This window comes from Devosia sp. CAU 1758, assembly GCF_054482695.1.
Genome location: NZ_JBTLRJ010000001.1, coordinates 695,581 through 719,585 on the forward strand (window position 1 = coordinate 695,581; position 24,005 = coordinate 719,585).

Annotated in this window: 23 protein-coding genes; 10 read left to right on the plus strand and 13 right to left on the minus strand. The window is 62.7% G+C overall.

Going from position 1 to position 24,005, the window contains the following annotated elements; genetic code table 11:
• Positions 1–61: 61 nt before the first annotated feature.
• A complete protein-coding gene (locus ACXYMS_RS03495; protein ID WP_458903705.1) occupies positions 62–2,386 on the minus strand; it encodes a putative bifunctional diguanylate cyclase/phosphodiesterase in 2,325 nt (774 codons plus the stop codon).
• A gap of 137 nt (positions 2,387–2,523) precedes the next feature.
• On the opposite strand from ACXYMS_RS03495, the gene ACXYMS_RS03500 reads away from it, so the two are divergent.
• Positions 2,524–2,697: a DUF1328 family protein gene (locus tag ACXYMS_RS03500; protein WP_458903707.1), complete on the plus strand. Its 174-nt coding sequence runs from the start codon at positions 2,524–2,526 to the stop codon at positions 2,695–2,697.
• Positions 2,698–2,718: 21 nt separating this feature from the next.
• Here the strand turns inward: ACXYMS_RS03500 and ACXYMS_RS03505 are convergent, their stop codons facing one another.
• From ACXYMS_RS03505 to ACXYMS_RS03520, 4 genes are all read right to left on the minus strand, one after another.
• A complete protein-coding gene (locus ACXYMS_RS03505; RefSeq protein ID WP_458903709.1) occupies positions 2,719–3,186 on the minus strand; it encodes a GNAT family N-acetyltransferase in 468 nt (155 codons plus the stop codon).
• Positions 3,149–4,726 carry a permease gene (locus ACXYMS_RS03510; protein WP_458903711.1) on the minus strand — a complete coding sequence of 526 codons (1,578 nt, stop codon included), beginning with the start codon at positions 4,724–4,726 and terminating at the stop codon, positions 3,149–3,151. The genes ACXYMS_RS03505 and ACXYMS_RS03510 overlap by 38 nt, the downstream gene beginning before the upstream one ends.
• Positions 4,723–5,475 carry an ABC transporter ATP-binding protein gene (locus ACXYMS_RS03515; protein WP_458903713.1) on the minus strand — a complete coding sequence of 251 codons (753 nt, stop codon included), beginning with the start codon at positions 5,473–5,475 and terminating at the stop codon, positions 4,723–4,725. Before ACXYMS_RS03515 ends, ACXYMS_RS03510 begins: the two co-directional genes overlap by 4 nt.
• A gap of 74 nt (positions 5,476–5,549) precedes the next feature.
• Positions 5,550–5,984 carry an organic hydroperoxide resistance protein gene (locus tag ACXYMS_RS03520; protein ID WP_458903715.1) on the minus strand — a complete coding sequence of 145 codons (435 nt, stop codon included), beginning with the start codon at positions 5,982–5,984 and terminating at the stop codon, positions 5,550–5,552.
• Between the two features lie 101 nt (positions 5,985–6,085).
• Here ACXYMS_RS03520 and ACXYMS_RS03525 point away from each other — a divergent pair, with 101 nt between their 5' ends.
• Entirely contained in the window at positions 6,086–6,526 is a 441-nt protein-coding gene (locus tag ACXYMS_RS03525; protein ID WP_458903717.1) for a MarR family winged helix-turn-helix transcriptional regulator, read from the plus strand.
• Positions 6,527–6,658: 132 nt separating this feature from the next.
• On the plus strand, positions 6,659–6,856 hold the full coding sequence (locus ACXYMS_RS03530; protein ID WP_458903719.1) for a hypothetical protein: 198 nt from the start codon (positions 6,659–6,661) through the stop codon (positions 6,854–6,856).
• A gap of 62 nt (positions 6,857–6,918) precedes the next feature.
• On the opposite strand, the gene ACXYMS_RS03535 is transcribed toward ACXYMS_RS03530, so the two are convergent.
• Together ACXYMS_RS03535 and ACXYMS_RS03540 are read right to left on the minus strand one after the other, a co-directional pair.
• A complete protein-coding gene (locus ACXYMS_RS03535) occupies positions 6,919–8,904 on the minus strand; it encodes a bifunctional 2',3'-cyclic-nucleotide 2'-phosphodiesterase/3'-nucleotidase (RefSeq protein ID WP_458903721.1) in 1,986 nt (661 codons plus the stop codon).
• A 236-nt stretch (positions 8,905–9,140) separates the two neighbouring features.
• Positions 9,141–10,049 carry a sugar kinase gene (locus ACXYMS_RS03540; RefSeq protein ID WP_458903723.1) on the minus strand — a complete coding sequence of 303 codons (909 nt, stop codon included), beginning with the start codon at positions 10,047–10,049 and terminating at the stop codon, positions 9,141–9,143.
• A gap of 132 nt (positions 10,050–10,181) precedes the next feature.
• Between ACXYMS_RS03540 and ACXYMS_RS03545 the strand changes: the two genes are divergently transcribed.
• The 3 genes from ACXYMS_RS03545 to ACXYMS_RS03555 all read left to right on the plus strand — a co-directional run bounded on the left by ACXYMS_RS03545 (position 10,182) and on the right by ACXYMS_RS03555 (position 13,306).
• Positions 10,182–11,654, plus strand: a complete 1,473-nt coding sequence (locus tag ACXYMS_RS03545) for a mannitol dehydrogenase family protein (protein WP_458903725.1) — start codon at positions 10,182–10,184, stop codon at positions 11,652–11,654.
• Positions 11,655–11,818: 164 nt separating this feature from the next.
• Positions 11,819–12,742: a KPN_02809 family neutral zinc metallopeptidase gene (ypfJ, locus tag ACXYMS_RS03550; protein ID WP_458903727.1), complete on the plus strand. Its 924-nt coding sequence runs from the start codon at positions 11,819–11,821 to the stop codon at positions 12,740–12,742.
• A 51-nt stretch (positions 12,743–12,793) separates the two neighbouring features.
• Positions 12,794–13,306 carry a cupin domain-containing protein gene (locus ACXYMS_RS03555; RefSeq protein ID WP_458903728.1) on the plus strand — a complete coding sequence of 171 codons (513 nt, stop codon included), beginning with the start codon at positions 12,794–12,796 and terminating at the stop codon, positions 13,304–13,306.
• A 71-nt stretch (positions 13,307–13,377) separates the two neighbouring features.
• Here the strand turns inward: ACXYMS_RS03555 and ACXYMS_RS03560 are convergent, their stop codons facing one another.
• From ACXYMS_RS03560 to carA, 3 genes are read right to left on the minus strand one after another with little or no spacing between them, the layout of a single operon-like run.
• Positions 13,378–13,683 (minus strand): AzlD family protein, encoded by a 306-nt coding sequence (locus ACXYMS_RS03560; protein WP_458903730.1) that lies wholly within the window; start codon positions 13,681–13,683, stop codon positions 13,378–13,380.
• Entirely contained in the window at positions 13,676–14,395 is a 720-nt protein-coding gene (locus ACXYMS_RS03565) for an AzlC family ABC transporter permease (protein ID WP_458903732.1), read from the minus strand. The genes ACXYMS_RS03560 and ACXYMS_RS03565 overlap by 8 nt, the downstream gene beginning before the upstream one ends.
• A 30-nt stretch (positions 14,396–14,425) precedes the next feature.
• Positions 14,426–15,676 carry a glutamine-hydrolyzing carbamoyl-phosphate synthase small subunit gene (gene carA, locus ACXYMS_RS03570; RefSeq protein ID WP_458903734.1) on the minus strand — a complete coding sequence of 417 codons (1,251 nt, stop codon included), beginning with the start codon at positions 15,674–15,676 and terminating at the stop codon, positions 14,426–14,428.
• 150 nt (positions 15,677–15,826) lie between these two features.
• Here carA and ACXYMS_RS03575 point away from each other — a divergent pair, with 150 nt between their 5' ends.
• The gene (locus ACXYMS_RS03575) at positions 15,827–16,279 is read left to right on the plus strand and encodes a GatB/YqeY domain-containing protein (RefSeq protein ID WP_458903736.1); all 453 of its coding nucleotides are present in this window, start codon (positions 15,827–15,829) and stop codon (positions 16,277–16,279) included.
• Positions 16,280–16,283: 4 nt separating this feature from the next.
• Here the strand turns inward: ACXYMS_RS03575 and ACXYMS_RS03580 are convergent, their stop codons facing one another.
• From ACXYMS_RS03580 to ACXYMS_RS03590, 3 genes are all read right to left on the minus strand, one after another.
• The gene (locus ACXYMS_RS03580) at positions 16,284–17,423 is read right to left on the minus strand and encodes a GGDEF domain-containing protein (RefSeq protein WP_458903738.1); all 1,140 of its coding nucleotides are present in this window, start codon (positions 17,421–17,423) and stop codon (positions 16,284–16,286) included.
• A 126-nt stretch (positions 17,424–17,549) separates the two neighbouring features.
• Positions 17,550–18,740: an MFS transporter gene (locus tag ACXYMS_RS03585; RefSeq protein ID WP_458903740.1), complete on the minus strand. Its 1,191-nt coding sequence runs from the start codon at positions 18,738–18,740 to the stop codon at positions 17,550–17,552.
• A gap of 319 nt (positions 18,741–19,059) precedes the next feature.
• Positions 19,060–19,452 (minus strand): hypothetical protein, encoded by a 393-nt coding sequence (locus tag ACXYMS_RS03590; protein ID WP_458903742.1) that lies wholly within the window; start codon positions 19,450–19,452, stop codon positions 19,060–19,062.
• A 58-nt stretch (positions 19,453–19,510) separates the two neighbouring features.
• Between ACXYMS_RS03590 and dnaG the strand changes: the two genes are divergently transcribed.
• The 3 genes from dnaG to ACXYMS_RS03605 all read left to right on the plus strand — a co-directional run bounded on the left by dnaG (position 19,511) and on the right by ACXYMS_RS03605 (position 24,000).
• Positions 19,511–21,451: a DNA primase gene (gene dnaG / locus ACXYMS_RS03595; RefSeq protein WP_458903744.1), complete on the plus strand. Its 1,941-nt coding sequence runs from the start codon at positions 19,511–19,513 to the stop codon at positions 21,449–21,451.
• Positions 21,452–21,642: 191 nt separating this feature from the next.
• Positions 21,643–23,700: an RNA polymerase sigma factor RpoD gene (gene rpoD / locus ACXYMS_RS03600; protein ID WP_458903745.1), complete on the plus strand. Its 2,058-nt coding sequence runs from the start codon at positions 21,643–21,645 to the stop codon at positions 23,698–23,700.
• A gap of 9 nt (positions 23,701–23,709) precedes the next feature.
• A complete protein-coding gene (locus ACXYMS_RS03605; RefSeq protein WP_458903747.1) occupies positions 23,710–24,000 on the plus strand; it encodes a DUF2442 domain-containing protein in 291 nt (96 codons plus the stop codon).
• Positions 24,001–24,005: the final 5 nt, after the last annotated feature.

A 24,005-nucleotide genomic window follows, 5' to 3' on the forward strand; every position in this document is an offset into this window, starting at 1 on the left:
CGGCGCGCCGCGAAAGGCGGTTGCAAGATCGGCAATCGCAGTACAGATCACGTGGGCGAAGCTAGGCCTGTTCCCGCTGCTGTTCGGCGAGCAGTAATGCACATAGTTCATCGCCCTGAATGGGACGGCTGAAGTGATAGCCCTGGCCCATCGTGCAGCCCATCTGCGTCAACAGGGTGGCAGTGGCCTCGTCTTCTACCCCTTCCGCTATGGTAAGCTTGCCCATCTTTCGGGAGAGTTCGATGATGGCAGCCAGCAGTGTCCTGTCCGTTTCTGAAGTGCGGCCGCGTACAAAACCCTGATCGATCTTGACCGTCTCGAAGGGCAGGTCGCGGAAATAGCTCAGGGATGAATAGCCGGTGCCGAAATCGTCGATGGACAGTCGGATGCCCAGGGCCTGAAGGCGCCACATCACGTCACGCACCCTGCCGGGCTCGGTAACGCTTGAACTTTCAGTAATCTCGAGCTCCAAGCGGGAAGCAGGCAAGCCTGATCGGCTCAGCGCCGCTTCCACTGTTTTGATAAGATCGGCATGCTGGAACTGGATCGGTGACACGTTTACGGCCACCGTAATCGGACTGGGCCAAAAGACGGCCTGACGGCAGGCCTCCCATAAAACGAAGCGGCCCAGGTCGATGATGAGACCGGTTTCCTCGGCAAGAGGAATGAATTCGGTTGGGGACACGAGCCCAAATTCGGGATGTTCCCACCTCAACAGCGTTTCGGCCCCAATGATTTGTCGTGTGCGCAAATCGATTTGAGGTTGGAAGATGAGGCGTAACTGGTTGCGTCCCAGAGCCCGACGCAGATCACTGTCGAGACGACGATGACGATCCAGAGCCTCCTGGTCCGCTCGGCTGAAGCCACGCACCGCCGTGCGGTCCGTGCGCGCCTGGATCAGTGCTATCTCGGCCCGATTGAGCAATTCGGCGCGACTGGCCGACCCGGTGGCATAGCCAGCGATGATGTCCACATGCAGGTTGTGGCCGCTGACATTGTACGTGCCCGAGAGCGTCACCGTCAGCTGTCGGACCGCCTCCGACAGGCGCGTATGGTCGCCGTCGTCGATATCGGCAAGGGCGAAGATGGCCGGAGCGGTGCGTGCGACATCCTTGAAACCGCTATGGCCGAGCCGATGCGCGAAGTTGATTAGCAGGCTCTCGACGACCTCGTGTCCGAGAGTGGCGTGCAACTCGTCCTGGGACTGGATCTGGAGCACGACCATGGCGAGACCCGCATCGGTGTCGGGCAGGTCAAGCAGCCCCTGGCGGGACAGAAGGCCGGTGACGGGATCGTGGGTGGCGAGGAATTGCAGCCGTTGCTGGGCGGCTCGGCGGCCCAGCAGGTGCAAGTAGCCATTGTCGGCCAAAACCAGGCCAAGCAGGAACAGCAGCCCCACATGCAATCCGGCCGTGTTGATGATGACGTCAAAGTAGCTATAGGCCAACAGGGCTGCCGCTTCGCCGATCGCAGCGCTCGCAAGAAGCGAAATGACAACAAGAGGCAAGTTCGCGCTACGACGACGCGCCATCAACAGGGTGATGGCGAAGGCTACGATGACCAATATCCCCGGAAGACTGCCCCAATGCGCCAAGATGCGTCCGGCCTTGAGAGTTTCCAGCGCCATGGCCTGCAACATCGGGCCGGAAATGACTCCGTAGCGCGGCACGGTGAAAAAGTCGCGCAGCTCGATGGCGCTAGCGCCAACGATGACCTGCTTGCCCGTGATTATGGCCGGGTCGACCCGGCCATAGAGCACATCGGTGAAGCTGAGGCGGGTTATGCCGGCCATGTCGAGGCTGAAATCGATCTCCAGTATAGAAGGCAGAGTCACTGCCGGCCGAGCCAATTGTGCAGGCAGCGCGACGATCGTGCCTTCCGCATCCGTAGCGGCAACAGGCAGGCTATGGGCGCGACCCGTGACGGTGTCGACCAGGACATTGACGAGAACCGGATCGGCCGAAGCGGCGAATTCCGGCAAGGGACGCGAGAAGCTCATGCTGCCGTCAGGACTAGCCTGCGCAAATGCGGCCAGCCAGGCGTAGCCGCCGGCCTGCTCCAGTGCGGCAGAAAAGATCGAATCGTCAAAAGGGACGCTGGCGCTGGAGAAATCGATATCGAAGGCGACCTCCTCGGCACCAGCCTCCATGAGGTGGTCGAGAAGACTAGCATGAAGGCTGCGCGGCCATGGCCAGACACCTATCTCGGACAGACTCTTGCTGTCGATCTCGACGAGAATAGTGCTACCGCTGGCCGGCGTAGTGACGGCCGCAAGACGCCAATCGCTCAGGCGGATGTCGAGGGACGCGAGCATGCCGCTCTGGGACATGCCCCAAAGCGCCAGCATCGCCGCCAGTGCGACACTCCATCTGATCAGTTGTCTCAAATGCTCTCTCCCACCCGCTCCATCGTAACCGATGAGACCTGACACGGGGTTAAGGCGGGCGCAGTTTTGGCGCTCATGGAACGCCGGGCGGGTAGAGCCGTTTTTCATGCGATCAATCAGGAAGGTCCGATTTCACCATGCTGCAATTGCTGCTCATCCTCATCGTCGTCGCGCTGGTTGCCGGTGCCATGGGCTTCACCGGACTGGCCGGAACGGCGGCGACGCTGGCCAAGGTCGTGGCGGCGCTCATGCTGGTCGGTATCGTGCTGATCCTGCTGCTTGCCTTCATGGGGCTCGCCATCCTGTTCTAGACGGCAGAAGCTGCGTAGGCGTCAGAGGAACAGCTTGAAGCCTTCATGCGTGGCCGTGAAGCCCAGCTTGCGGTAAAAGCGGTGGGCGTCGAGCCGCACCTTGTTGGATGTCAGCTGCACCATGCCACAACCGGCCTCGCGGCAGCGCTCAACGGCCCAAAGCACCATTTCGGAGCCGAGACCGTTGCCGCGCTGGTCGGCACGGATATGCACGTTTTCGAGAACAGCTCGGGTCATGCCGAAACGGGGCAGGCCGGGGATCACGCTGATCTGCAGGGTGCCGACCACTTCGCCATCACGCTCGGCGACGATGAGGCGATGGTTGGGATCGGCGGCAATGGCATCGAAGGCGGCACGGTAACGCGGATCGGACAGCGTTGCGGGATCCAGCGGCGGGGTGTCGGCGCCGCGCGCATCGCCTGCATGGCAGAGCTCAAGTATGACGGGAATGTCAGCAGGGCTGGCGTCGCGGAAAGTGAGAGCGGTCATATAAGGCTGGCCTTGGGGCGATGAGTCGCGCCAATCCTAGCACTGCCAGGGCCAGGATGGCGGGGCCAACGGCGAGGATGGACCCGGCTGCCCAGAGTGCGCCGGTGGCTGCCCAGAGGATAGACGAGAAGGCTTCGCTGAGGGTTGCGGCGCGAGAGGCGACCTGGCGGCGGCGGAACATGGCGCGTTTGGCGGTGACGCGGAACCAGAGCTGGATGGCGGTGGAGGCGGATGCGGCAATCAGTGCACAGATGGCGGTGATCAGGGCCATGTGCCAGGAAGCGACGGCCAGCATCAGGAGAATTGGCGTCAGCACCACGAGAATGACGGCGAGCACGGCCTCGATCTTGGCGCGGAGGGTGGTGGCCTGTGCCAGGGGAGCCGTGGCGACCAGATCGTTGGCGTCCTCGCCGGAAATGGCGAGCCAGGCCAGGCCCCCCGCCAATTGTCCGCAGGCCATGACCAAAACCGGGACAATCACGATGAAGGTGGCTTCGCCGGACCCCGAGCCGTAGTTGATCCAGAGCAGCAGGGCCGGTGGCACCAGATAGAGCAGTTGCATCAGGGTTTGCGAAAGCAGCCAGGGATCGCGCTGAAGCAGCTTCCATTCCTTGCGCCTGAGTGCTTGGCGCTGTGTGGTGGTGCGGAAAGCGCGCGCCGATGGGCGGCGTTGGCTGGAAATGTGATTGAGGCCGGCGGCCGAGGTGGCGAGGCGCCCGTAGCTGGGGGCTATGAGGGCGATGGCGGTTGCCAGGATACCGAGACTGGCGGTGACCAGTATCAGCGCGGGGATCGGATCGCCCATAGTGGCGCGGGCTGGCAGCCAGAGGAGGCTGGTTTCACCGGGCGCTGCGGCAATCAGAGCATCGGACTGGAAGAAGGCGAAGCGCGAGAACCCCTCATGGGACAGGATGGCGGCGGCCTGGATGCCGATGACGAAGCCGGCGCCGACAATGCCCGCCACGATTTGGGCGATAAGGCGGGTGCGTCGTGGGCCGGCAAGGCGAAACAGTAGGCGGGTGATGGCCATGGCGATGGCCACGGACAGCGCAGCAAGGGCTGCCAGCACCAGGAATGCGGACAGCCAGCGCGGCCCATCCTGAAAGGCCAGGGCCAGGACCAGCGGCGAGATTAGCAATGCACCCAGCGCCGTGGTGGTGACAAAGACAGCGCCGGCCCGGACGGCAAAGAGGCGATTGCTGGACGCCGGAGAGGAGAGGATCAGGTCAAGGTCGGAACGACCGTAATAGACCCGGGTGACCGCCTCGAGCGCCTGCGACAGGGTGACGGTCCAGAACAGGAGGCCGGTGCCGGAAATCAGCAGCAGCGCCTGTTTGTCGAGCACGATACCGGTCTCGGTCCAGGGGCGAACCGAGAACCAGGCGATGAGCAGCATGAGCCCATAGACGCCGCCTCCGCCAACGATCCAGCCGATGAGGCGGGTGCGGCGACCGCCGGTCATCATGGCGAGGGCATCGCGCCAGGCGAGGCGGAACTCGTGTTCTGCCAGCCAGGGCAGGGAGGCAGGAGGGAAGGTCACGCCGCGTCCTGTCCGCCCGAGAGGTTCTGCCCGACCAGATCGAGGAAGATTTCCTCGAGCGTGGTTTCGCGGCCGATGCGGGTGCGCAATTCGGCCAGCGTGCCTTCGGCGATCAGGCGTCCTTCGGCGATGACGCCGATGCGCTCGGCCATGCGCTCGGCAACTTCGAGAATGTGGGTGGTCATGATGACGGTGACGCCCGCCGCGGTGCGCTGGCGCAGCACGTCCTTGACTTGTCGGGCGGACCCGGCGTCGAGGCCGGTCAGGGGTTCATCGAGGATGATCAATTGAGGATCGTGCACAAGGGCGCCGGCAAGGGCGACTTTTTGCAGCATACCCTTGGAGAAGCCGCCGCAAAGCTCGTTGGCGTGGGGCGCGAGGCCCAGCCAGTCGATCAGTTCATGGGCAGACCGGCGGGCGCGTGCTGGTTCAACCTGCCAGAGGCCGGCGACAAAATCGAGATATTCGAGCGGGGTGAGGCGGTCGTAGGCCATGGGTTCGTCGGAGACCCAGGCCATGAGGCGCTTGGCGGCAACGGGATTGGCCCGGGCATCGATGCCAAAGATAGAGACGGAACCCGTGTCGGGCTTGAGCAGGCCCGCCACCATGCGCAGGATCGTGGTCTTGCCGGCACCATTGGGGCCGAGCAGGGCATAGAATTCGCCTGACTGGATGGTGAGGTCCACGCCCCTGACGACGGGGCGGTCGAAGGACTTGGCGAGGCCGGAAAGGGCAAGGGCGGCAGGCATGGCGGCTCCACAATTGCGGTTACGCTAGCCTGCCGCCCTTTCAGGCAAGTGAATGGCAATCGTTAACGGATTGATCAGACGACAGTCAGTGTCACGTCCACATTGCCGCGGGTGGCGTTGGAATAGGGGCAGATCTGGTGGGCCTTTTCGACGAGGGCTTCGGCTTCCGCGTGGTCAAAGCCGGGAACGTTGATCTTGAGTTCAACTGCAATGGCAAAGCCGGCGCCGTTGGCGTTTTCGCCGAAGGACACTGCGGCGTCGATGGTGGTCTCGTCGGGCAGTTTCGCCTTTTCGCCACGGGCGACGGCCTTGAGGGCGCCCAGGAAGCAGGCCGAATAGCCGGCGGCAAAAAGCTGTTCTGGATTGGTGCCCGGGCCGTCATTACCGCCCATTGCCTTGGGGGTGTCGAGAGTGACTTCCAGACGACCGTCGTCGGTCTTGCTAGTACCGCCGGCGCGGCCGCCAGTGGTGTGGGCGTGGGCGGTATAGACGGCTGACTTGATGCTCATGAGCCTTGCTCCTTAGTTGAATGAGAGTTATGTAGCGCGCAATTAAATTGTGTGCAATCGAATTTCTTATGTTACCTTCACAGCGGATCGAGAGAAATGTCATGGCTGACCAGAAGATGCCGACGATCGACCAAATGCTGTGCTTTGCCGTCTATTCGGCCGGGCACGCATTCACGCGTTTCTACAAACCGCGGCTGGAAGCGCTGGAGCTGACCTATCCACAATATCTTGTGTTCCTGGTGCTCTGGGAAAAGGACGATATCACTGTCAAAGCGCTGGGGGATAAATTGTTCCTCGATTCCGGGACGATTACCCCGCTGGTCAAGCGGCTGGAGGCGCGTGGGCTGGTCGTGCGACGGCGCGACGATGAAGATGAGCGGCAGGTTCGGATCAGGCTGACAGCTGATGGCAGGGCACTGAAGGCAAGGGCGGAGGCGGTGCCGCTGGCGGTGGCCGAGGGAACCGGGCTGTCTTCGGAGGGAGCCGAAGGGATGCGGAAGGAATTGCTGGCGCTGCGGCAGCGGCTAGATGGAGCGGCGTAGCTCCCATCACCCTCGCGCCTCGGGCGACGACGGGGGTCATAGCTGTAACCTGGTGCCGGGCTGATACCTGCGGGGCGGCGGAACGTTCCGAGCCGTTGGCCCGTTCTATTCGCACAATTGATGGAGGCGAACATGTCTGAGCCGGATCGTGAAACTGTAGTCGTTGACCGCGGTGGCGGTGGTGCCGGGATGATCATCGGGATCATCGTGGTCATTGCTCTGCTCGTTATAGGCTATATGGTGTTCTTCAATGGCGACGGCTCGGGCGGCGGCACTGTTGATGTCGATGTTCCGGCCGTCAGCGTGGATGTGGCGCCCGACGGGCAGTGAGGCCATCTTACAGAACATGAGAACGGGCGCCCGAGAGGGCGCCCGTTCTGTTTGCGGAGACGTCAGAGTGTGATGCGGTAGATGCCGAAACCGGCTTCGTCGGTCTCGCCGGTCGCTTCGATGCTGACAGCGGTAACATCGGCAATCTTGTCCGCGGCCTTGGGGCCGGTGGCAAACAGCACGGTGGTGTCGCCAATCGCGGCGAGTGACCAATTGCTGTCGGCCTTGGGGTTGATGGTGCCGTTTTCGATAATGAAACGGACGATGATGTCGCGGTTGGTATCGGGACCTATGAAGATGATGTTTTCGGCACCAGTGCCCGGGAAGGAGCCACCGCCGCCGGCGCGATAGTTGTTCGAGGCGATGACGAACTTGGCCTCGGGGTCAATCGGGGCGCCATCATACATCAACTCGACGATGCGGTTGGCGTCCGGGTTGATCTCTTCCTTGCCGTCCGAAGAATATTTGGAGGGCTGGGTGAGGTCGATCTTGTAGGTGACGCCGTCGATCACGTCGAAATTGTAAGAGGGGAAATCCGGGTTAATCAGATCGGCGTCGGTTGCGCCGGCCTCGACCTGGTTGAAGATACCGGCCGAGCGTTCCAGCCAGTTCTTTACGTCAGCGCCGGACACGACCAGGGCCTGGATGGTGTTGGGATAGAGGTAAAGATCGGCCACGTTCTTAATGGCAACCGGGCCGACGGGAACGTCGGTGTAATAATCCGGACCGCCACGGCCGCCGGCCTTGAAGGGCGCAGCAGCCGACAGGATCGGCAGGCCTTCCCATTCGGTGCCCTTCAACATCTGCTCGATATACCAGGACTGAGCCTGGGACACGATCTGCACGGACGGATCGTCGGCGACGAGCGCGAAATAGGAGTGCAGCGGAGCGGCGGTCTCGCCGACCGGGCGGCGAATATAGTCGAGGGTTTCCTGGTGCTCGGCGGCAACGGCCTCCTCGACAGTCGGGACGGATTCGACCGTGGGAACATTCTTGTTGTCGATGCGCTCGACAATAGGGCGGGCTTCGGAAGTATGGGAGACGACCGACCACTTGCCGTCGGCGTTAACTTCGAGCAGCAGGTCGATCAGGCCCATATGTGAGCCCCAGAAGCCCGGCATTACCGCAGGCGTGCCGTTGAGTGTTCCGGCCTCGATGTCGGCGCCAGCGACGTCGGCATAGTTCGGGCCGGGGAAGACGAGGTGATGGTGACCGGTCAGAACGGCATCGATGCCTTCGACTGCACCCAGATAGAGCGAGGCATTTTCCATGCCCGAGACATATTCGCTGCCGTCGATGCCGGAGTGAGAGAGGGCGACCACGATGTCGGCACCTTCTTCACGCATCCTGGGCACCCAGGCTTCGGCTGCCTCGACGATGTCGCGGACCACGACCTTGCCGGTCAGATGAGTGGAATCCCAGGTGAGGATTTGCGGAGGCAGGAAGCCGATGACGCCGATCTTGATGGTATGGGTGGCGCCCGAGCCGTCGGTCAGTTCCTTCTCGAAAATGCGGTAGGGATCGAGATAGGTGTCATCCTCAAGTGGATTGTCGCCCAGTTCGGTGCCGCGCACCAGATTGGCCGAAACCAGAGGGAAGTTGGCGCCCTCAAGCGCCCGGTCGAGGAATTCCAGGCCATAATTGAATTCATGATTGCCCAGGGTGGCAGCGTCGTAACCCAGCGTGTTGAGGGCGGCGACGGCCGGGTGAATGTCGCCCTCGTCGAGGCCTTTTTCATAGGCCATGTAATCGCCCATCGGGTTGCCCTGGATCAGGTCGCCATTGTCGAAGAGCACGGCATTGCCGGCCTCGGCGCGAATCTCCTCGATGATGGCCGCAGTGCGCGCCAGGCCCATCGTGTCATTGGGAGCGTCGGCATAATAGTCATAGGGCAGGATGGCGACGTGAATGTCGGTGGTCTCAATAATGCGCAGATGCGCCTGATTGGCCTGCGCCAGGACTGCGAAGGGGTGCATGGCGACCATGGCGCCCACACTGGCGGAACCGGCCAGGAAGCTGCGCCGGGAAATGGCTGGGAAGAAGTTCATTTGATCGTCTCCAATGAAGTGCCGCTCTGCCGGGGGCGTGCTCCCGGCGGCCGGTTTTCGACCGGTTCTTGGCGCTTCCCCGTCCACGGGGAGCAGACCGCTCATGCCTTGCTGAAATGACGCGCGCATGACGGCTGGATGGAGACGCTATGAAGTTTTTACCGGTTGGTCAATTTATGACAGTTTGATGACGGTGAATGCAGACCCCTTCACGCTTGCGGGGGGAGGGGCTGCTGTTAGCGGACCAGTTTTGGATCCACCAGGGCGCCCTTGTGGCCGATGACGATGCCGGCGGTGCGGTGAGCGGCCTCGGCGGCTTCGGAGAGGGACTTACCATTGAGGCGGGCGGAGAGGTAAGCGCCGTTGAAGCTGTCGCCGGCGCCCGTGGCGTCCACGAGTTTCGCACCCGAAGGCGGGGCGATGCGGACCCGCTCGTGGGCGGTGGCGATCAGGGCTTCCCCGGCACCGTCCTTGACCACGACCTCTTCGACGCCGAGTTCGAGATAGCGATCGGCGGTGTCGTCAATGGTCTTGTCGCCAAAGAGAGGGGCTTCGTCGGTATGGGTGGGCAGGACGATGTCGCAGAGGCTGGCGGCGGCGGTGAGGACGCCGGCCATGACGCGGGGGGAGGACCAGAGCGCGGGCCGAAGATTGGTATCGAAGGCGATTTTCGCGCCATTGTCGCGGGCCTTGACGATAGCGCCGAGCAGGCGGCCACGGGCGCGGGGGGCGAGGATGGCGAGCGTGATGCCGGAGAAATAGACCAGTTCGGCGCCCTCGACGGCCCTGGCGAGTGCCGGTTTGTCATCCGCCAGGAGCTTGGCGGCGGAACTGTCGCGCCAATAGGTGAAGTGCCGGTCGCCCTTTTCCTGGTGGATCATGTAGAGGCCAGGACGTCGATCATGAATGGTCTGGATATGGCCGGTGCCGATATCGTTGTCCTCGAGAAAGGCGCGGATATCGGCCGAATAGCGATCTTCGCCCAGCGCGGTGACATAGTCGACCGACCAGTCCTTGCCGAGCAGGGCGCGCAAATACCAGGCGGTGTTGAGCGTGTCGCCGGCATAGCCGAGGCGATAGGTGCGGTCCTCGCCACCGCTCATCTCGATCATGCATTCCCCGATTGAGACGATGCGCTTTGCCACGGTGTTCCTCCTCAGCCTCACGCGGGTTATGCCGGGGCGGGCTTGCTCCGGCAAGGGGTTCGAACTAAAGAGGCTCCTAAACTGCGCGCAACTTCCATACAAGATGGAGCGCCTGCTTCGAGGAGATTTTCCGTGTCCAGCCCGCGCCTCAATTCAGTCAGCCTTGCCACCCTCGCTGGGGACATCGCCAAGCCCGGCTACGATCGTGCGAAGGTGACGCCGGGAATTGTGCATCTTGGCATCGGAGCGTTTCACCGGGCGCATATGGCGGTCTATGTCGATGATCTGCTGGCGGACGATCCGAGCTGGGGCATTGTCGGGGCCAGCCTCAGGCGGCCGGACACCAAGGAGGCGCTGGAGCCGCAGGATGGCCTCTATACCATTGCCGTGCGCGATGCGGCGGGAACGCATCCGCGGGTGATCGGCTCGATCCTTTCGGTGATAGACGCCAATAGCCAGCGCGAAGAGTTGCTGACGCTTATGGCGGACAAGGCAATCCGCATTGTGTCGCTGACGGTGACCGAAAAGGGCTATTGCCACGACCCGTCAACCGGGGAACTGGACGAGAAGCATCCGGACATCGTGCATGACCTGGCCAACCCGACAGCGCCGAAGTCAGCGCCCGGCATGCTGGTCGAGGCATTGGCGCGGCGCAAGGCGGCCGGTTTGGCGCCGTTCACGGTAATGAGCTGCGACAACCTGCCGAGCAATGGCGAAACAGCCAAGCGCATCGTGACGCGGTTTGCGGCGCTGCGGAATGCCGAGCTGGGTGAATGGGTGAAGGCAGTGGCCTTCCCCTCGACCATGGTGGACCGCATTGTGCCCTCGACCACAGATGCCGACAGGGCGGAAGTCACGGGCCTGATCAGGGCGGAAGACGCCTGGCCGATCATGACCGAGCCCTTCACCCAATGGGTGATCGAAGACCATTTCCCCGGTGGGCGGCCCGCTTTCGAGACGGTCGGCGCGCAATTGGTCAAAGATGTCGAGCCGTTCGAGCACATGAAGCTCCGAATGCTGAACGGGTCGCATTCGACCATGGCCTATGCGGGATATCTCGGGGGCTATGAATATATCGCCGAGGTGATGGGTGATGCGGCCTATGTGAAGCTGATCCATGGGCTGATGACCGAGGAGGTGATGCCGACGCTGGACATGCCGGGGGTGGACCTTGCCGCCTATCGCGACGAACTGCTGGAGCGGTTCCGCAATCCGGCGCTCAAGCATCGTACCTGGCAGATCGCCATGGATGGGACACAGAAATTGCCGCAGCGTCTCTTGGGGACGATCCGCGACCGGCTCAGGGCCGGGCAGGGGTTCGAGCGGCTTGCCCTCGGCGTCGCGGCCTGGATGCGCTATGTGACCGGCGTGGCCGAAGATGGCGGCGAGATCGATGTGCGCGATCCCCATGCGCTCAAGATGCATGCCATCGCCGCCGATGCGGGGGATGATGCCGAGGCGCTGTTCGATGGACTGGTGGGGCTGAGCGACGTGTTCGGGTCGGACCTGGCGGGGAACGCGGTGTTCCGCGGGGCAGTGGTGGGGCATCTCGAAAGCCTGTTCGATGAAGGTGCGCGGGCGACGGTGAAGAAGGTGGCGGGGTGATTCAGGAAAAGAAGGCCCCTCCCAGCTTTGCTAAGACCCTTTGGGACCAGCACTGCTACCTCCCCCTGGCAGGGGCGGCGTGGCTCCGTGCTCGTCGCGTGGAACCCGTTTCCGCGGGCCGCACTTACTGCTAGCGTCATCGAAATCTTGAAAGGCGTCGGGCAATGAAGTGGCGGGGTCGGGAGCGCAGCTCCAATATCGAGGATCGGCGCGGGCAGCGGACGGGCGGATTGGGTGGCCTTGGCAGGTTGGGAGGCAGAAGTGGCGGCATTCGCCTTCCCACGGGGGGCCGCGGCGGCCGCGGCGGAATTTCCGGCCTGGTCGGCATTGTGGTGGTGCTGGGCATTATCTGGTTCGCCACGGGCCAGAACCCGCTCGACATGCTGACCGGCGGGTCGGGCACCGGGACCACTTCGAGCGCTACATCGACACAATTGCCGGTCGAGGGCCAGGATGAACTGGCCGACTTTGTCGGTGTGGTGGTCAAGGAAACCGAAGACCTCTGGAATGAGCAGTTTGCGGCCATCGGCGAGGATTATCCAGAGCCCGCCGTGGTGCTGTTCACCGACCAGGTGAATTCAGCCTGCGGCATGGCGGATGCCTCGGTCGGGCCGTTCTATTGTCCGGGTGACAGCAAGGTCTATATCGACCTCTCCTTCTACGACCAGTTGCATCGCCAGTTCGGGGCACCGGGCGACTTTGCCCAGGCCTATGTACTGGCGCACGAGGTCGGCCACCATATCCAGAACCTGACCGGCGTGTTGCCCGAGTTCAACCAGATGCGCCAGAGCATGAGCCAGGAAGAGGCCAATGCCTATTCGGTGCGGGTGGAACTGCAGGCCGATTGCTATGCTGGTGTCTGGGCCAATTATGCCGGCCAGCAGAACCTGCTGGACAGTGGCGATGTCGAGGAAGCGCTGAACGCCGCCAACCAGATCGGCGACGATACGTTGCAAAAGCGCATGCAGGGCTTTGCGGTGCCCAAGACTTTCAACCATGGCACGTCGGCGCAGCGGAAGGCGTGGTTCGAGCGGGGCTACCAATCCGGCAATCCAGGCGATTGCGATACGCTTTCGGGGAATGTGTGATCGAACCGACGGCCGGATCGAGGCGTTGCGCGATCAGACCAGGAGGATCGCATGCAGGGCAATCTGGCCGATATCGGCCTCGAGCATTTCGCCGACGACGGAGCCATTCCCAACAATGTGCTGCCGGTGGTGATCTACCGGCAGGCCATCGCGGGAGAGGCGGTTTCTGCGGAGGCGCTGGAAGCGCTGTTCGACGCCAATGGCTGGCCCAGCGCCTGGCGCTGGGGTGTCTATGACTTTCATCACTACCATTCCAATACCCATGAATGCCTGGGCGTCGCGCAAGGCCATGCGCGGCTGCAACTGGGTGGCGCGCAGGGGCGGGTGTTCGATGTTTCGGCGGGCGACGTGATCGTGTTGCCGGCCGGGGTTGGGCACAAGAAGCTCACCTCAAGCGTGGATTTTCTCGTGGTTGGTGCCTATCCGCCCGGGTTCAGCTCGGACCTGCTGAGGGGCGAGGCGAATGAGCGGCCGGCGGCCGACCAGCGTATCGCCAAGGTGCCGCTGCCGCAGACCGATCCGGTCGGCGGTCAGGGTGGACCGGTGCTGGAGAAGTGGGGGTAGCGCGGCGGCGACTATTCCAAAGAGCGGCGCCTTTGTGCTGCCGCTCAACGGACCCGGGGGTCTTGAGGGCGTCAGAAGCCGAACAGGTGCCGCGACGCCAGGGCGGCGGCCCAGCCGGCGGCGAGCATGACGAGGCCCGGATGGCGCAGGCTGACCAATGCCGCCACAATCAGGGCAAGGCGAACATCCCAGCCGCTGGTGAAAAAGGCCGGCGCCCACAGCGTTGTCAGCACAGCGGCGGGCACAGCATTAAGCGCCTGCTCAAGCCGCGGCGGTAAGGTGTGCAGGCGGGTGATGAGCACATAGCCGCCGATGCGGGTGAGATAGGTGGCTGCGGCGGCCGCCAGGATCAGCCAGAGGGTGGAGAGGTCAGGCATCGGGCGTGGCCTCGTCGAGCGGGGTGGCGGGCTTTGCCGGCAGTGGCAGCAGGGCCGCGACGAGAACGCCGCAGGCAGCGCCAATACTGACGTGCCAGGGCGAACCAACCAGGTAATAGCTGGCGACCGAGCCTGCCATGGCGGCGGCCACGACCGGATAGAAACCGGGCTTGCGCCGGAAGCCGACCACCAGGCCCATGAAATAGATGGGCAGCAGCACATCGATGGCCCAGACGCGCGGATCGCCGAGCAAGGAGCCGAACCAGGCACCGAGCGTCGAAAACAGCAACCAGGGGAAATAGATGACCAGCGCAAAGGCCATGTACCAGGCGAAGCTGACAGACTTGCCCTGCTCGCCGCGCCGGATCGCCTCGGCAAATTGCGGATCGATCAGGAAGAAAAAGGCAATGGCCTTCTGCACCAGGGTGTAGTCGCGGATGTGGCGGGCGATGGCCGCCGAATAGAGGATGTGGCGGAAATTGACCGCGAAGATGGAGAGGATGATCAGCCAGGGCGCGACTTGCTGCCCGAACAGCTCAATTCCGACCAACTGGCTGGCGCCGGCATAGATGGTGGCGCTCATCAGCGCCGCATCGAGGACCGTCAGGCCGTTGTCGACGGCGACCGCGCCGAAGAGAACGGCAAAGGGGGATGCGGACAGCGCGATGATTGCGCCGCCCTTCATCCCATCAAGGACGTCCTGCCTGCTCATCTAATTTCGTTCCCGGACGGGAGAGTTGCGTTACGCGGCTTCGCCCGGCGCGGTGTATTCGGCCTTTTCCGCCATGCCCTTTTCCTTGCGCACCAGGTTGAGAAACCGGGTGAAGAGGTAATGGCTGTCCTTGGGGCCTGGGCTGGCTTCGGGGTGGTACTGCACCGAAAAGATTGGCTTGCCGTCCACGGCGAGGCCCGCATTGGAGCCGTCGAACAGGGAGATGTGGGTCTGGGTCACGCCGGCGGGGAGGCTGACGGAATCCACGGCGAAGCCATGGTTCATCGAGGTGATCTCGACCTTGCCGGTGGTCAGGTCCTTGACTGGATGATTGGCGCCGTGATGGCCCTGGTGCATCTTGGAGGTGGTGCCGCCAAGGGCGAGGCCCATGAGCTGGTGCCCCAGGCAGATGCCGAACATCGGCTTGCCGGTTTCCATCAGCTTCTGGATGGTGGGGACGGCATACTTGCCGGTGGCGGCCGGATCGCCGGGGCCGTTGGAGAGAAAGATGGCGTCGGGATTGTGCGAGAGCACATCCTGGGCCGAAGCGGTGGCCGGCACGACGGTGACCTTTGCGCCCTGATCGGCGAGGCAGCGCAGGATATTGCGCTTAGCGCCGTAGTCGATGGCGACGACATGGAAATCGGGTTTTTCAAGCGTGCCGTAGCCCTTGTCCCACTGCCAGCCGATCTGGTCCCAGTGATAGGTCTGGGCAGTGGTGACTTCCTTGGCGAGATCGAGGCCCTCGAGGCCCGGGAAGGCCTTCAACTCGGCCATGATCGAGCCTTCGTCAAAGACGCCGCTGGGTTCATGGGCGATGACGCCATTGGGCATGCCGTTTTCGCGAATCAGCGCCGTGAGGGCGCGGGTGTCGATGCCGGCGATGCCCACGATGTTGCGCTTCTTGAGCCAGGCATCGAGCTTTTCGGCGGCGCGATAATTCGAGGGATTGGTGATGTCGGCCTTGAGCACGACGCCGCGTACGCCCGAAAGGGCAGCCATGTTCACCGTCTCGATGTCTTCGTCATTGGTGCCGACATTGCCGATATGGGGGAAGGTGAAGGTGATGATCTGCCCGGCATAGGACGGGTCGGTAAGCACTTCCTGGTAGCCGGTCATGGCCGTGTTGAAGCAGACTTCACCGGCGGCATGGCCAATGGCGCCAAGCCCGAAGCCTTCCAGGCGCGTGCCATCTGCCAGGATCAGAACTGCGGTCGCGGGGGTTTGCTGCCAGCCGGTCACTTCGGGTCTCCAAGCGCGGTTCGTGTGGTCGCGCGGCATGAGTGGTGGCGGGAGGCCTTCCACATGCGCGGCGGTGATGTCGGTTGAGGCCTCCTCTTAGAAGGCCAAGGCGGGCAGCGCAAGTGGCGAAACCCGCGTTTCTTGCCTATATGGGGGCAAGCATCTGCATAGCAAGGAGCCAGAGGACATATGCGCGAAGACATCAGCGAAGGGCTCAAACTGGCGCTCAAGGCCCGCGACCAGCGCCGCACCGCGACGTTGCGGTCGATCAATGCGGCGATCAAGGACCGCGACATTGCCAATCGCGGCGATGGCAAGGGCCCTGCCACCAATGACGAAATCCTGTCCATCATCCAGAAGATGGTGAAACAGCGCGAGGAAAGCTTTGCGATCTATGCGCAGGCGGGGCGCGCGGACCTGGCCACGGTGGAAAAGGAAGAAATCGACATTCTCAACGAGTTCCTGCCCAAGGGGCTGAGCGAGGACGAGGTGGCGGCAGCGATTACCGCTGCGATTGCCGCGACCGGCGCAGAAGGCCCCAAGGACATGGGCAAAGTTATTGCCCAGCTCAAGGCGGACTATCCGGGGCGAATCGATTTCGGCAAGGTCAGCGGGCAGGTGCGGGCGGCGCTGAGCGCCTGAGCACTTATGCCACCAGTCGGAAGGGGGCAACGTGGACCTGGTTGCGCCCTGATTCCTTGGCCTTGTAGAGTGCCGCGTCGGCGCGGCTGAGGACCGAGGAGAAGGGTTCTTCCTTGCCTCCGGTCGCCATGCCGGCGCTGACCGTGGCGATTTCTGTACCAACGCCGATGGGCAGTTGCAGGTCTGCGAAGGCCTTTCGGATGTGCTCGGCAATGGCGCGGGCAGTCTCCCAGTCCCGACCGGGCAGAAGCGCGCAGAACTCCTCTCCGCCCAGGCGTGCGATGATATCGCTGTCGTGCAACTCGCTACGCAATACGTCAGCGAATTGCTGCAGGACCTTGTCGCCGTGGGCATGGCCCTGGCGGTCGTTGATCTGCTTGAAGTGATCCAGGTCGAACATGATCACAGCGAGGCCGGGGATCACGTCGCTTTCCCTGAAGCGCTGGAAAAGGGCTCGCCGGTTGAGCACGCCGGTCAGCGAGTCGGTCGTCGCCTCGATGTGATGACGGCGCGCGGCGCGGGCATGATGCAGTGTCAGGGTGATAGCACCGATGCCGGTCAGGCCGACCAGAGACAGGATTGAATTGAGGTCTTCGGCCCAATTGTCCGGCGGCGCGTCGAGCACCCATTGGCCATTGCCGACCAGCACCAGGGCGCAGATGAGAAACGACAGCGAGAGAAGACTGTAGAGCAGGGCATTGGCCACCATGGCCAGTCGCGCGTCTTCGCGACCGCGCCAGTATTCTGCCGCGCACAGCACCATGATCAGACCCGCGCCAAGGTTGAGCAGAATGGTGCCGATTCCGGAGTAGCCCAGCAGCAGTGGCACCGCCGTGGCGGCAATGGTCAGCGCGCCGACAATGAAGGCGGGACGGGGGGCGAGATGATTGAACAGGCGCGACCCGGAATGGATGAAGGAGAAACCCGCAAGCATCACAGAAAAAGGGACCAGTTGCTGGAGCAGGTCATAGGAACCGTTGCGCAGCCCCAGGCCCATCAATGCCAAGACTATCAGGCCGATGCCCGTTGCGCCATGGATCAGATAGGTTTCGGCGCGGGCATTGAGCCAGCCGATGACCAGCGCCAGCACAAGTGAGGCGCCGGAAAAAGCGATACCGATAAGCAGCGACGCATTGTCGATCATTTGCCAGCCATCACGGGGCCAAACATGGCCCGTAAAAACGCTCACTTAGCGCGGATTCGCCCAACAGACCGTTACATCGCCAGCCGCAAATGCCGCCATGGTGTGTGAGGTCTTACAGGGATCGTTCTATTGCGCTGCAACACCATCGGGAAGGGGCGGCTGGGCGGCAGTGCGCCGCTCCCAGAGAGCCGACCAGAGGGCTATGGCGACGGCAAATGCCAGCGAGACAGCCCCGATCAGCGGCAGGCCCTGATAGCCCATGCCGGCATCGAGCAGCCCGGCGCCCAAAATGGCGCCAATGGCTATGCCGATATTGAAGCCGGCCGGGATCAGCGCCGAGGTGAGGTTGGGGGCGTCGGCCGCCCACATCAGCATGCGCGATTGCAGGGGCGAGCCGAAAGCGAAGGTGGCGCCGCCCCAGAGGATGACCGCAATGGACATAGGGATGGCATAGGGGCTGGCAAAATAGACGCTGATGAACAGCGCTACCTGCAGACAGAGTATGACGATCAGAGAGGGCAGCAGCCGCCAGTCGGCCAATCGCCCGCCGATGAAGACGCCGATGGTGGCGCCGGCGCCATAGAGCAGCAGGATGACCGGGATGGCTTCGACCGGCAGATGGGTGATGGTCAGCAGCAGCGGAGCGATATAGGTGAAGAGGCTGTATTGGCCGATCATGACCAGGATGGCTATGGAAAAACCCAGGAACACCTGCTGGCGCCCCAGCGCCGCAAACTCGCGCCGGAGGCTGCCCTGGCTGGTGGCTTCGCCGGCCCGGGCCGGCAGCAGGGCAGCGATCACCAGCGAGGCGAAGAGACCCAGAAGGCCGACCGCCCAGAAGGTGGCGCGCCAGCCCAGGGCGGTGCCAATGGCCGTGCCGCCGGGGACGCCGAGCACATTTGAGACTGTGAGGCCGGAGAGGATCAGCGCCATGGCAAAGCCCCGCCGGTCTGGCGGCACAATGCTGTTGGCGATGACGAAGGCAATGCCGAAATAGGCGCCATGCAGGACGGAAACGAAGACGCGGGCGAGCAGCAGGAGTTCGAAATTGGGCGCGATGGCGCACAGAGCCTGCCCGAAGGTGAAGCCAAGCCCGAGAAGGACCACCAGCAGCTTGCGGTTCATCTTCTTGGTCAGGACAGCCAGTGCCGGTCCGCCAATGGCAATGCCGATGGCGTAGCCCGAGACCAAATAGCCGGCGACCGGGATGGAGACGCCCAGACCCAGCGCCACATCGGGCAAGACGCCGGCGATGACGAACTCGGCCGTCCCAAAGGAGAAGGCAGCCAGGAAAAGGGCGAATAGCGGCAAGGACATGGGAATTTTCAAACCGAAATGTGCAGGCTGGCTCTTTTCACGGACCGGCGTCTCGCACAATCCACACTTTGCCAATGCGAGTTTAGAAAAACTATAGAGAGCGGGTGCTTGGGCGACTCCGTGGCGCGCTAGGGTCGTGGGCGTGGATCGGGAAGCGGCGACGGCCATGCGGGGGCTGCTGATGCGGCTGGCGGGCCTCTATGCGGTTGATCTGGCCCATGGAGGCGCGCGCTCGATGTGTTTGATGGCAATGGGCGGGGATATCGCGAGAATGGAGTGGCCTTGCTGCGGGAGATGACTGGGCGGAGCTAGCCGCTGGTCAATGGTAGATCACGGTGACGCCGGCCACGGCCTCGTCCTGGCGCAGGATGCCCGCGCCCTCGGGCAGGGTGATTTCGATACTGCCGAAGGCGTCCCAGCGGGGGGCGAGATCGGCATCGGCGGCGATGGAGACGAAGCTGGCGGCGTCGAAGACGATCTCGTCGCCAGGCGGGACCAGGGCCGCCTGCCTGTTGGGCGGCGTGGCGCCGCAGGCGCGGGAGAAGGTGACAAGGTCGAACTGAGCGTCGGGCGCGGTCTCGCGAGAGTGCTCGATAATTATGCATTCCGGGACCAGGTCATTGACGAACCAGAGCGTCATGCCGATGGCGATGGCGGGGCCGATGGTGAGAGCGAGGAGGACGCCGATTGGCATCTTGGTCGTGCGAGCCATGGGTGTGGATAAGTTCCTAGTTCGTGACTTTGGCAGTCGAAATGCTTACCTAGCATATATGCGTTTTACCGACACTTTCCTGGACGAGATCCGTCAGCGCCTGCCGATCACGCAGGTGGTGGGCGAGCATGTGCTGTGGGACAAGCGCAAGAGCCAGCCGGGCAAGGGCGACATGTGGGCCTGCTGCCCCTTTCACGCCGAAAAGAGCCCGAGCTTTCATGCCGACGACCGGCGCGGCATCTATCACTGCTTCGGCTGTGGTGCCAGCGGCGACCATTTTCGGTTTCTGACCGAAAAGGCCGGGATGAGCTTTCCAGAGGCGGTGGAAAAGCTGGCCGGCATGGCGGGCGTGCCGATGCCGGCGCGCGACGAGCGCGTGGAAAAACGCGAGGCGGCGCAGCGCACGCTGATCGACGTGATGGAACTGGCGACGAAATATTTCGAGGCGGCGCTGAGCCACAATATCGGGGCGCGGGCGCGGGGATACCTGTTCGAGCGCGGCGTATCGGCCGCCAGCCAGGCGCGGTTCCGCGTCGGTTTTGCCCCTGATAGCCGAAATGGTCTCAAGGAGCATCTGGCGGCCAATGGGGTTTCGGCGCAGGCCATGGTCGATACGGGGCTGGTGACCAGCCGCGACGATGATCCGCTGACCTATGACCGGTTCCGCAACCGGGTGATGTTCCCCATAACGGATTTCCGCGGGCGGGTGATTGCCTTTGGCGGGCGGGCGTTGAGCGCAGACGTACCGGCCAAATATCTCAACTCCCCTGAGACCCAGCTCTTTTCCAAGCGGCAGACGCTCTACAATGGCTTTACCGCCAAGACGGCGGCGCGCGAAGGCGCCAACGTTGTCGTCGTGGAGGGCTATCTCGACGTCATTGCAGCAGTGTCGGCGGGGTTCGAGGGAACGGTAGCGCCGCTGGGCACTGCGCTGACCGAAGAGCATATTCAATTGCTATGGCGCATGAGCGACAACCCGATCCTGTGCTTTGACGGTGACAAGGCGGGCCTCAAGGCCGCCGAGCGCGCGGCGGACCTGATCCTGCCGCATCTGAAACCGGGCAAGAGCGTCAAGATCGCGACGCTTCCCGAGGGGCAGGACCCGGACGACCTGATCAAGGCGCAGGGCCGTGGCGCCTTCGCCGAGGTAATCGAAAAGGCGCGCAGCCTCTCGGACATGATCTGGAGTTTCGAAACCGGCGGGCTGGTGCCAGAGGCACCGGAGGAGCGTGCGGCTTTGCAGGCGCGAATGCGCGAGCGGGCCAATTCGATCCAGGATTCGACCGTGCGCTTCCACTATGCGCAGGCGTTCGACGAGAAGTTGAAGGCATTCTTTGCGCCTTTGCGGCAGGGCGGCCGCGACAACTGGCGGGGCGGGGGCAAGCCGGCCTATGGGCAGAGCGGCGCCTATGGCTATCCGGGCAGGGGCACGCCACGGCTGGTGGTGTCCGATACGCTGAGGAATTCGCGCCTGCTGCGGACGGGAGCAGTGGCCGATGTCTCCCCGCGCGAGGCAACGATCATCCTGACGCTGGTCAACCACCCGGCGCTGGTCGAGGATCATTTCGAGACGCTGGCGGCGCTCGATTGTGAAACGGCGTTGGCCCAGAAGGTGCTGAGCGACATTCTCGCGCTGGCGGTACGGCACCACGATATTTCGGCTGACGACCTGCGGTCGGCCCTTGGCGTGCGTGGACATGGGCCGGCTCTCGCGCGAATGACCGAATCGCTGACCCATCAGGGCGTGTGGCAGGTGGGTCCGGAGACCGCCCTGGCCGACGCCCAGACCGGATTAAGCCACGCGCTGGCCTTGCATAACAAGAAAGTTCAGCTAAATAGGGAACTCAAGGCAGCCGAAGCCGCGCTGGGCGAAGACCCGAGCGAAGAAACCTTTGAAAGGCTGCGAGATATCAAGAACCAGATTACCACTGTCGATGGCACAGAGGCATTGATCGAAGGATTTGGTTCGCTATCGGGACGCGCAACTCGCAGTTTCTAGAAATATTTTTCTAGTGACTGGCGACGCTGCGCGATTTTGCGTTGTGGCGAATCACCGTCAAAACCCCCGAAAGCGACCAAGGGCCGCCTGACGCGTTAACGCTCTAGTGACCAACCCTTTACCTTGTCTTGAGTTGTCACCACCTAAGACACAGCCGGGACCATCCGTCCATGGATCCCGAGGAGTACCAGATGGCCACCAAGGCAGCGAACAAAGCCAGCAAGGAAACCGAAAAGCCGGAATCCGGCGCACCGGAGACTTCCAACGACAGCCCATTGATCGACCAGAACGATGCGGCCGTAAAGAAGCTGATCAAGGTCGCCAAGAAGCGTGGCTATGTGACCTATGAGGAACTCAACGCCGTCCTGCCATCGGACGAGGTGAGTTCCGAGCAGATCGAAGACTTCATGTCCATGTTCTCGGAAATGGGCATCAATGTCGTCGATGAGGACGAGGTTGAAGAGACCGAGGTCGAGAAGGACGAGGAAGACAGCGGCCAGGAAGTCGCGACCTCCAGCAGCACTGCTGTCGCCAATACCTCCAATACAAAGTCCGGCTCGGACCGGACCGATGACCCCGTGCGCATGTATCTGCGCGAGATGGGCTCGGTAGAGCTGCTGAGCCGCGAGGGCGAAATCGCCATCGCCAAGCGCATCGAGGCCGGTCGAGAGACCATGATCGAGGGGCTGTGCGAAAGCCCGCTAACTTTCCAGGCCATCATCATCTGGCGCGAACAGCTGGCGCAGGGTGAAATTCTGCTTCGCGACATCATCGATCTCGAAGCCACCTATGCCGGCCCCGACGCCAAGCAGGCGGCTCCGGAAGTGCATGTCGCGCCGCCCAAGACTGAACCGGAGCCGGTTCAGGAGAAGCCCAGGGCCGCGCCCAAGCGTGCCGCGGGGGGCGAAGACGACGATTACGTGCCCGAAGAGCCCGAAGCACCCAAGGACCCGCAAGAGGACGAGGACGACGATGAGTTCGACAACGCTCTGTCGCTTTCGGCCATGGAAGCCGAGCTCAAGCCGCAGGTGGTCGAGACCTTCGATCGTATCGCTGACGCCTATGGGCAGATGCGCGAAATGCAGGACCGGCACGCGGAAGATCGCACGGCGGCGGTTTCCGACGCCGATACGAACCGGCTCAGCGCTCTGCGTGCCGAAGTCATCACCGATGTGAAATCGCTCTCGCTCAACAATGGCCGTATCGAGAGCCTTGTTGAACAGCTCTACGATATCAACAAGCGTCTGGTGCGCCTGGAAGGCCGGTTGCTGCGCCTGGCCGAGAGCTATGGCGTAAAGCGCGAGAAGTTCCTCGAGAACTATTACGGCCGCGAACTGGACCCAAGCTGGGAATGGTCGCTGGAGAGCTTTGACGGCAAGGGCTGGGCTGAATTCGCGCGGCGCGAAACCGATACCATTGCCGACATTCGCAATGACATCGCCACCATCGCCACAGAGGCCGGTCTCGATATTGGTGAGTACCGTCGTATCGTGCACAAGGTGCAGAAGGGCGAACGCGAGGCAGCCATCGCCAAGAAGGAGATGGTGGAAGCCAACCTTCGGCTGGTGATCTCGATTGCCAAGAAATACACGAACCGCGGGTTGCAGTTCCTTGATCTGATCCAGGAAGGCAATATCGGGTTGATGAAGGCGGTCGACAAATTCGAGTACCGTCGGGGCTACAAGTTCTCAACCTATGCGACCTGGTGGATCCGCCAGGCGATTACCCGCTCGATCGCCGATCAGGCGCGCACCATCCGTATTCCGGTGCACATGATCGAGACGATCAACAAGATCGTCCGCACCAGCCGCCAGATGCTGCACGAAATCGGTCGCGAGCCGACGCCGGAAGAGCTGAGCGAAAAGCTGCAGATGCCGCTCGACAAGGTGCGCAAGGTCCTCAAGATCGCCAAGGAACCGATCTCGCTCGAAACCCCGATTGGCGACGAGGAAGACAGCAACCTGGGAGATTTCATCCAGGACGTGAACGCTATCCAGCCGATCGATGCGGCGATCCAGTCGAACCTGCGCGAGACCACGACCCGCGTGCTGGCGAGCCTGACCCCGCGCGAGGAACGCGTGCTGCGCATGCGCTTCGGCATCGGGATGAACACCGACCATACGCTCGAAGAAGTGGGTCAGCAGTTCTCGGTGACCCGCGAGCGTATTCGCCAGATCGAGGCCAAGGCGCTACGGAAATTGAAGCATCCGAGCCGGTCGAGGAAGCTGCGGAGCTTCCTAGATAACTAGGAGCAGATCGTGGCTGCTCCACTCAAGCTCACGGCGTTGCGTACGGCCATTCCGTTCAAGCTGGTGGTGACGTTTTCGGACGGCACGTTCGGCACCTTTAATGCGGCTCCGATGCTGGCTGAGCGGGGCGAGGGCACTGAGCCTTTGCGGGACCGGGCCTATTTCGCCAGGGTCGATCTGGTCAATGGCAAGCCGATCTGGCCGAACTATTTTGACATCTCTCCGCTTTGGTTGCAGGAGGAGATGGACAAAAACGGCGAGCTGGAGAGACCCCGGCCCGCGCGCAGGGCACGATTTTAGAGGAG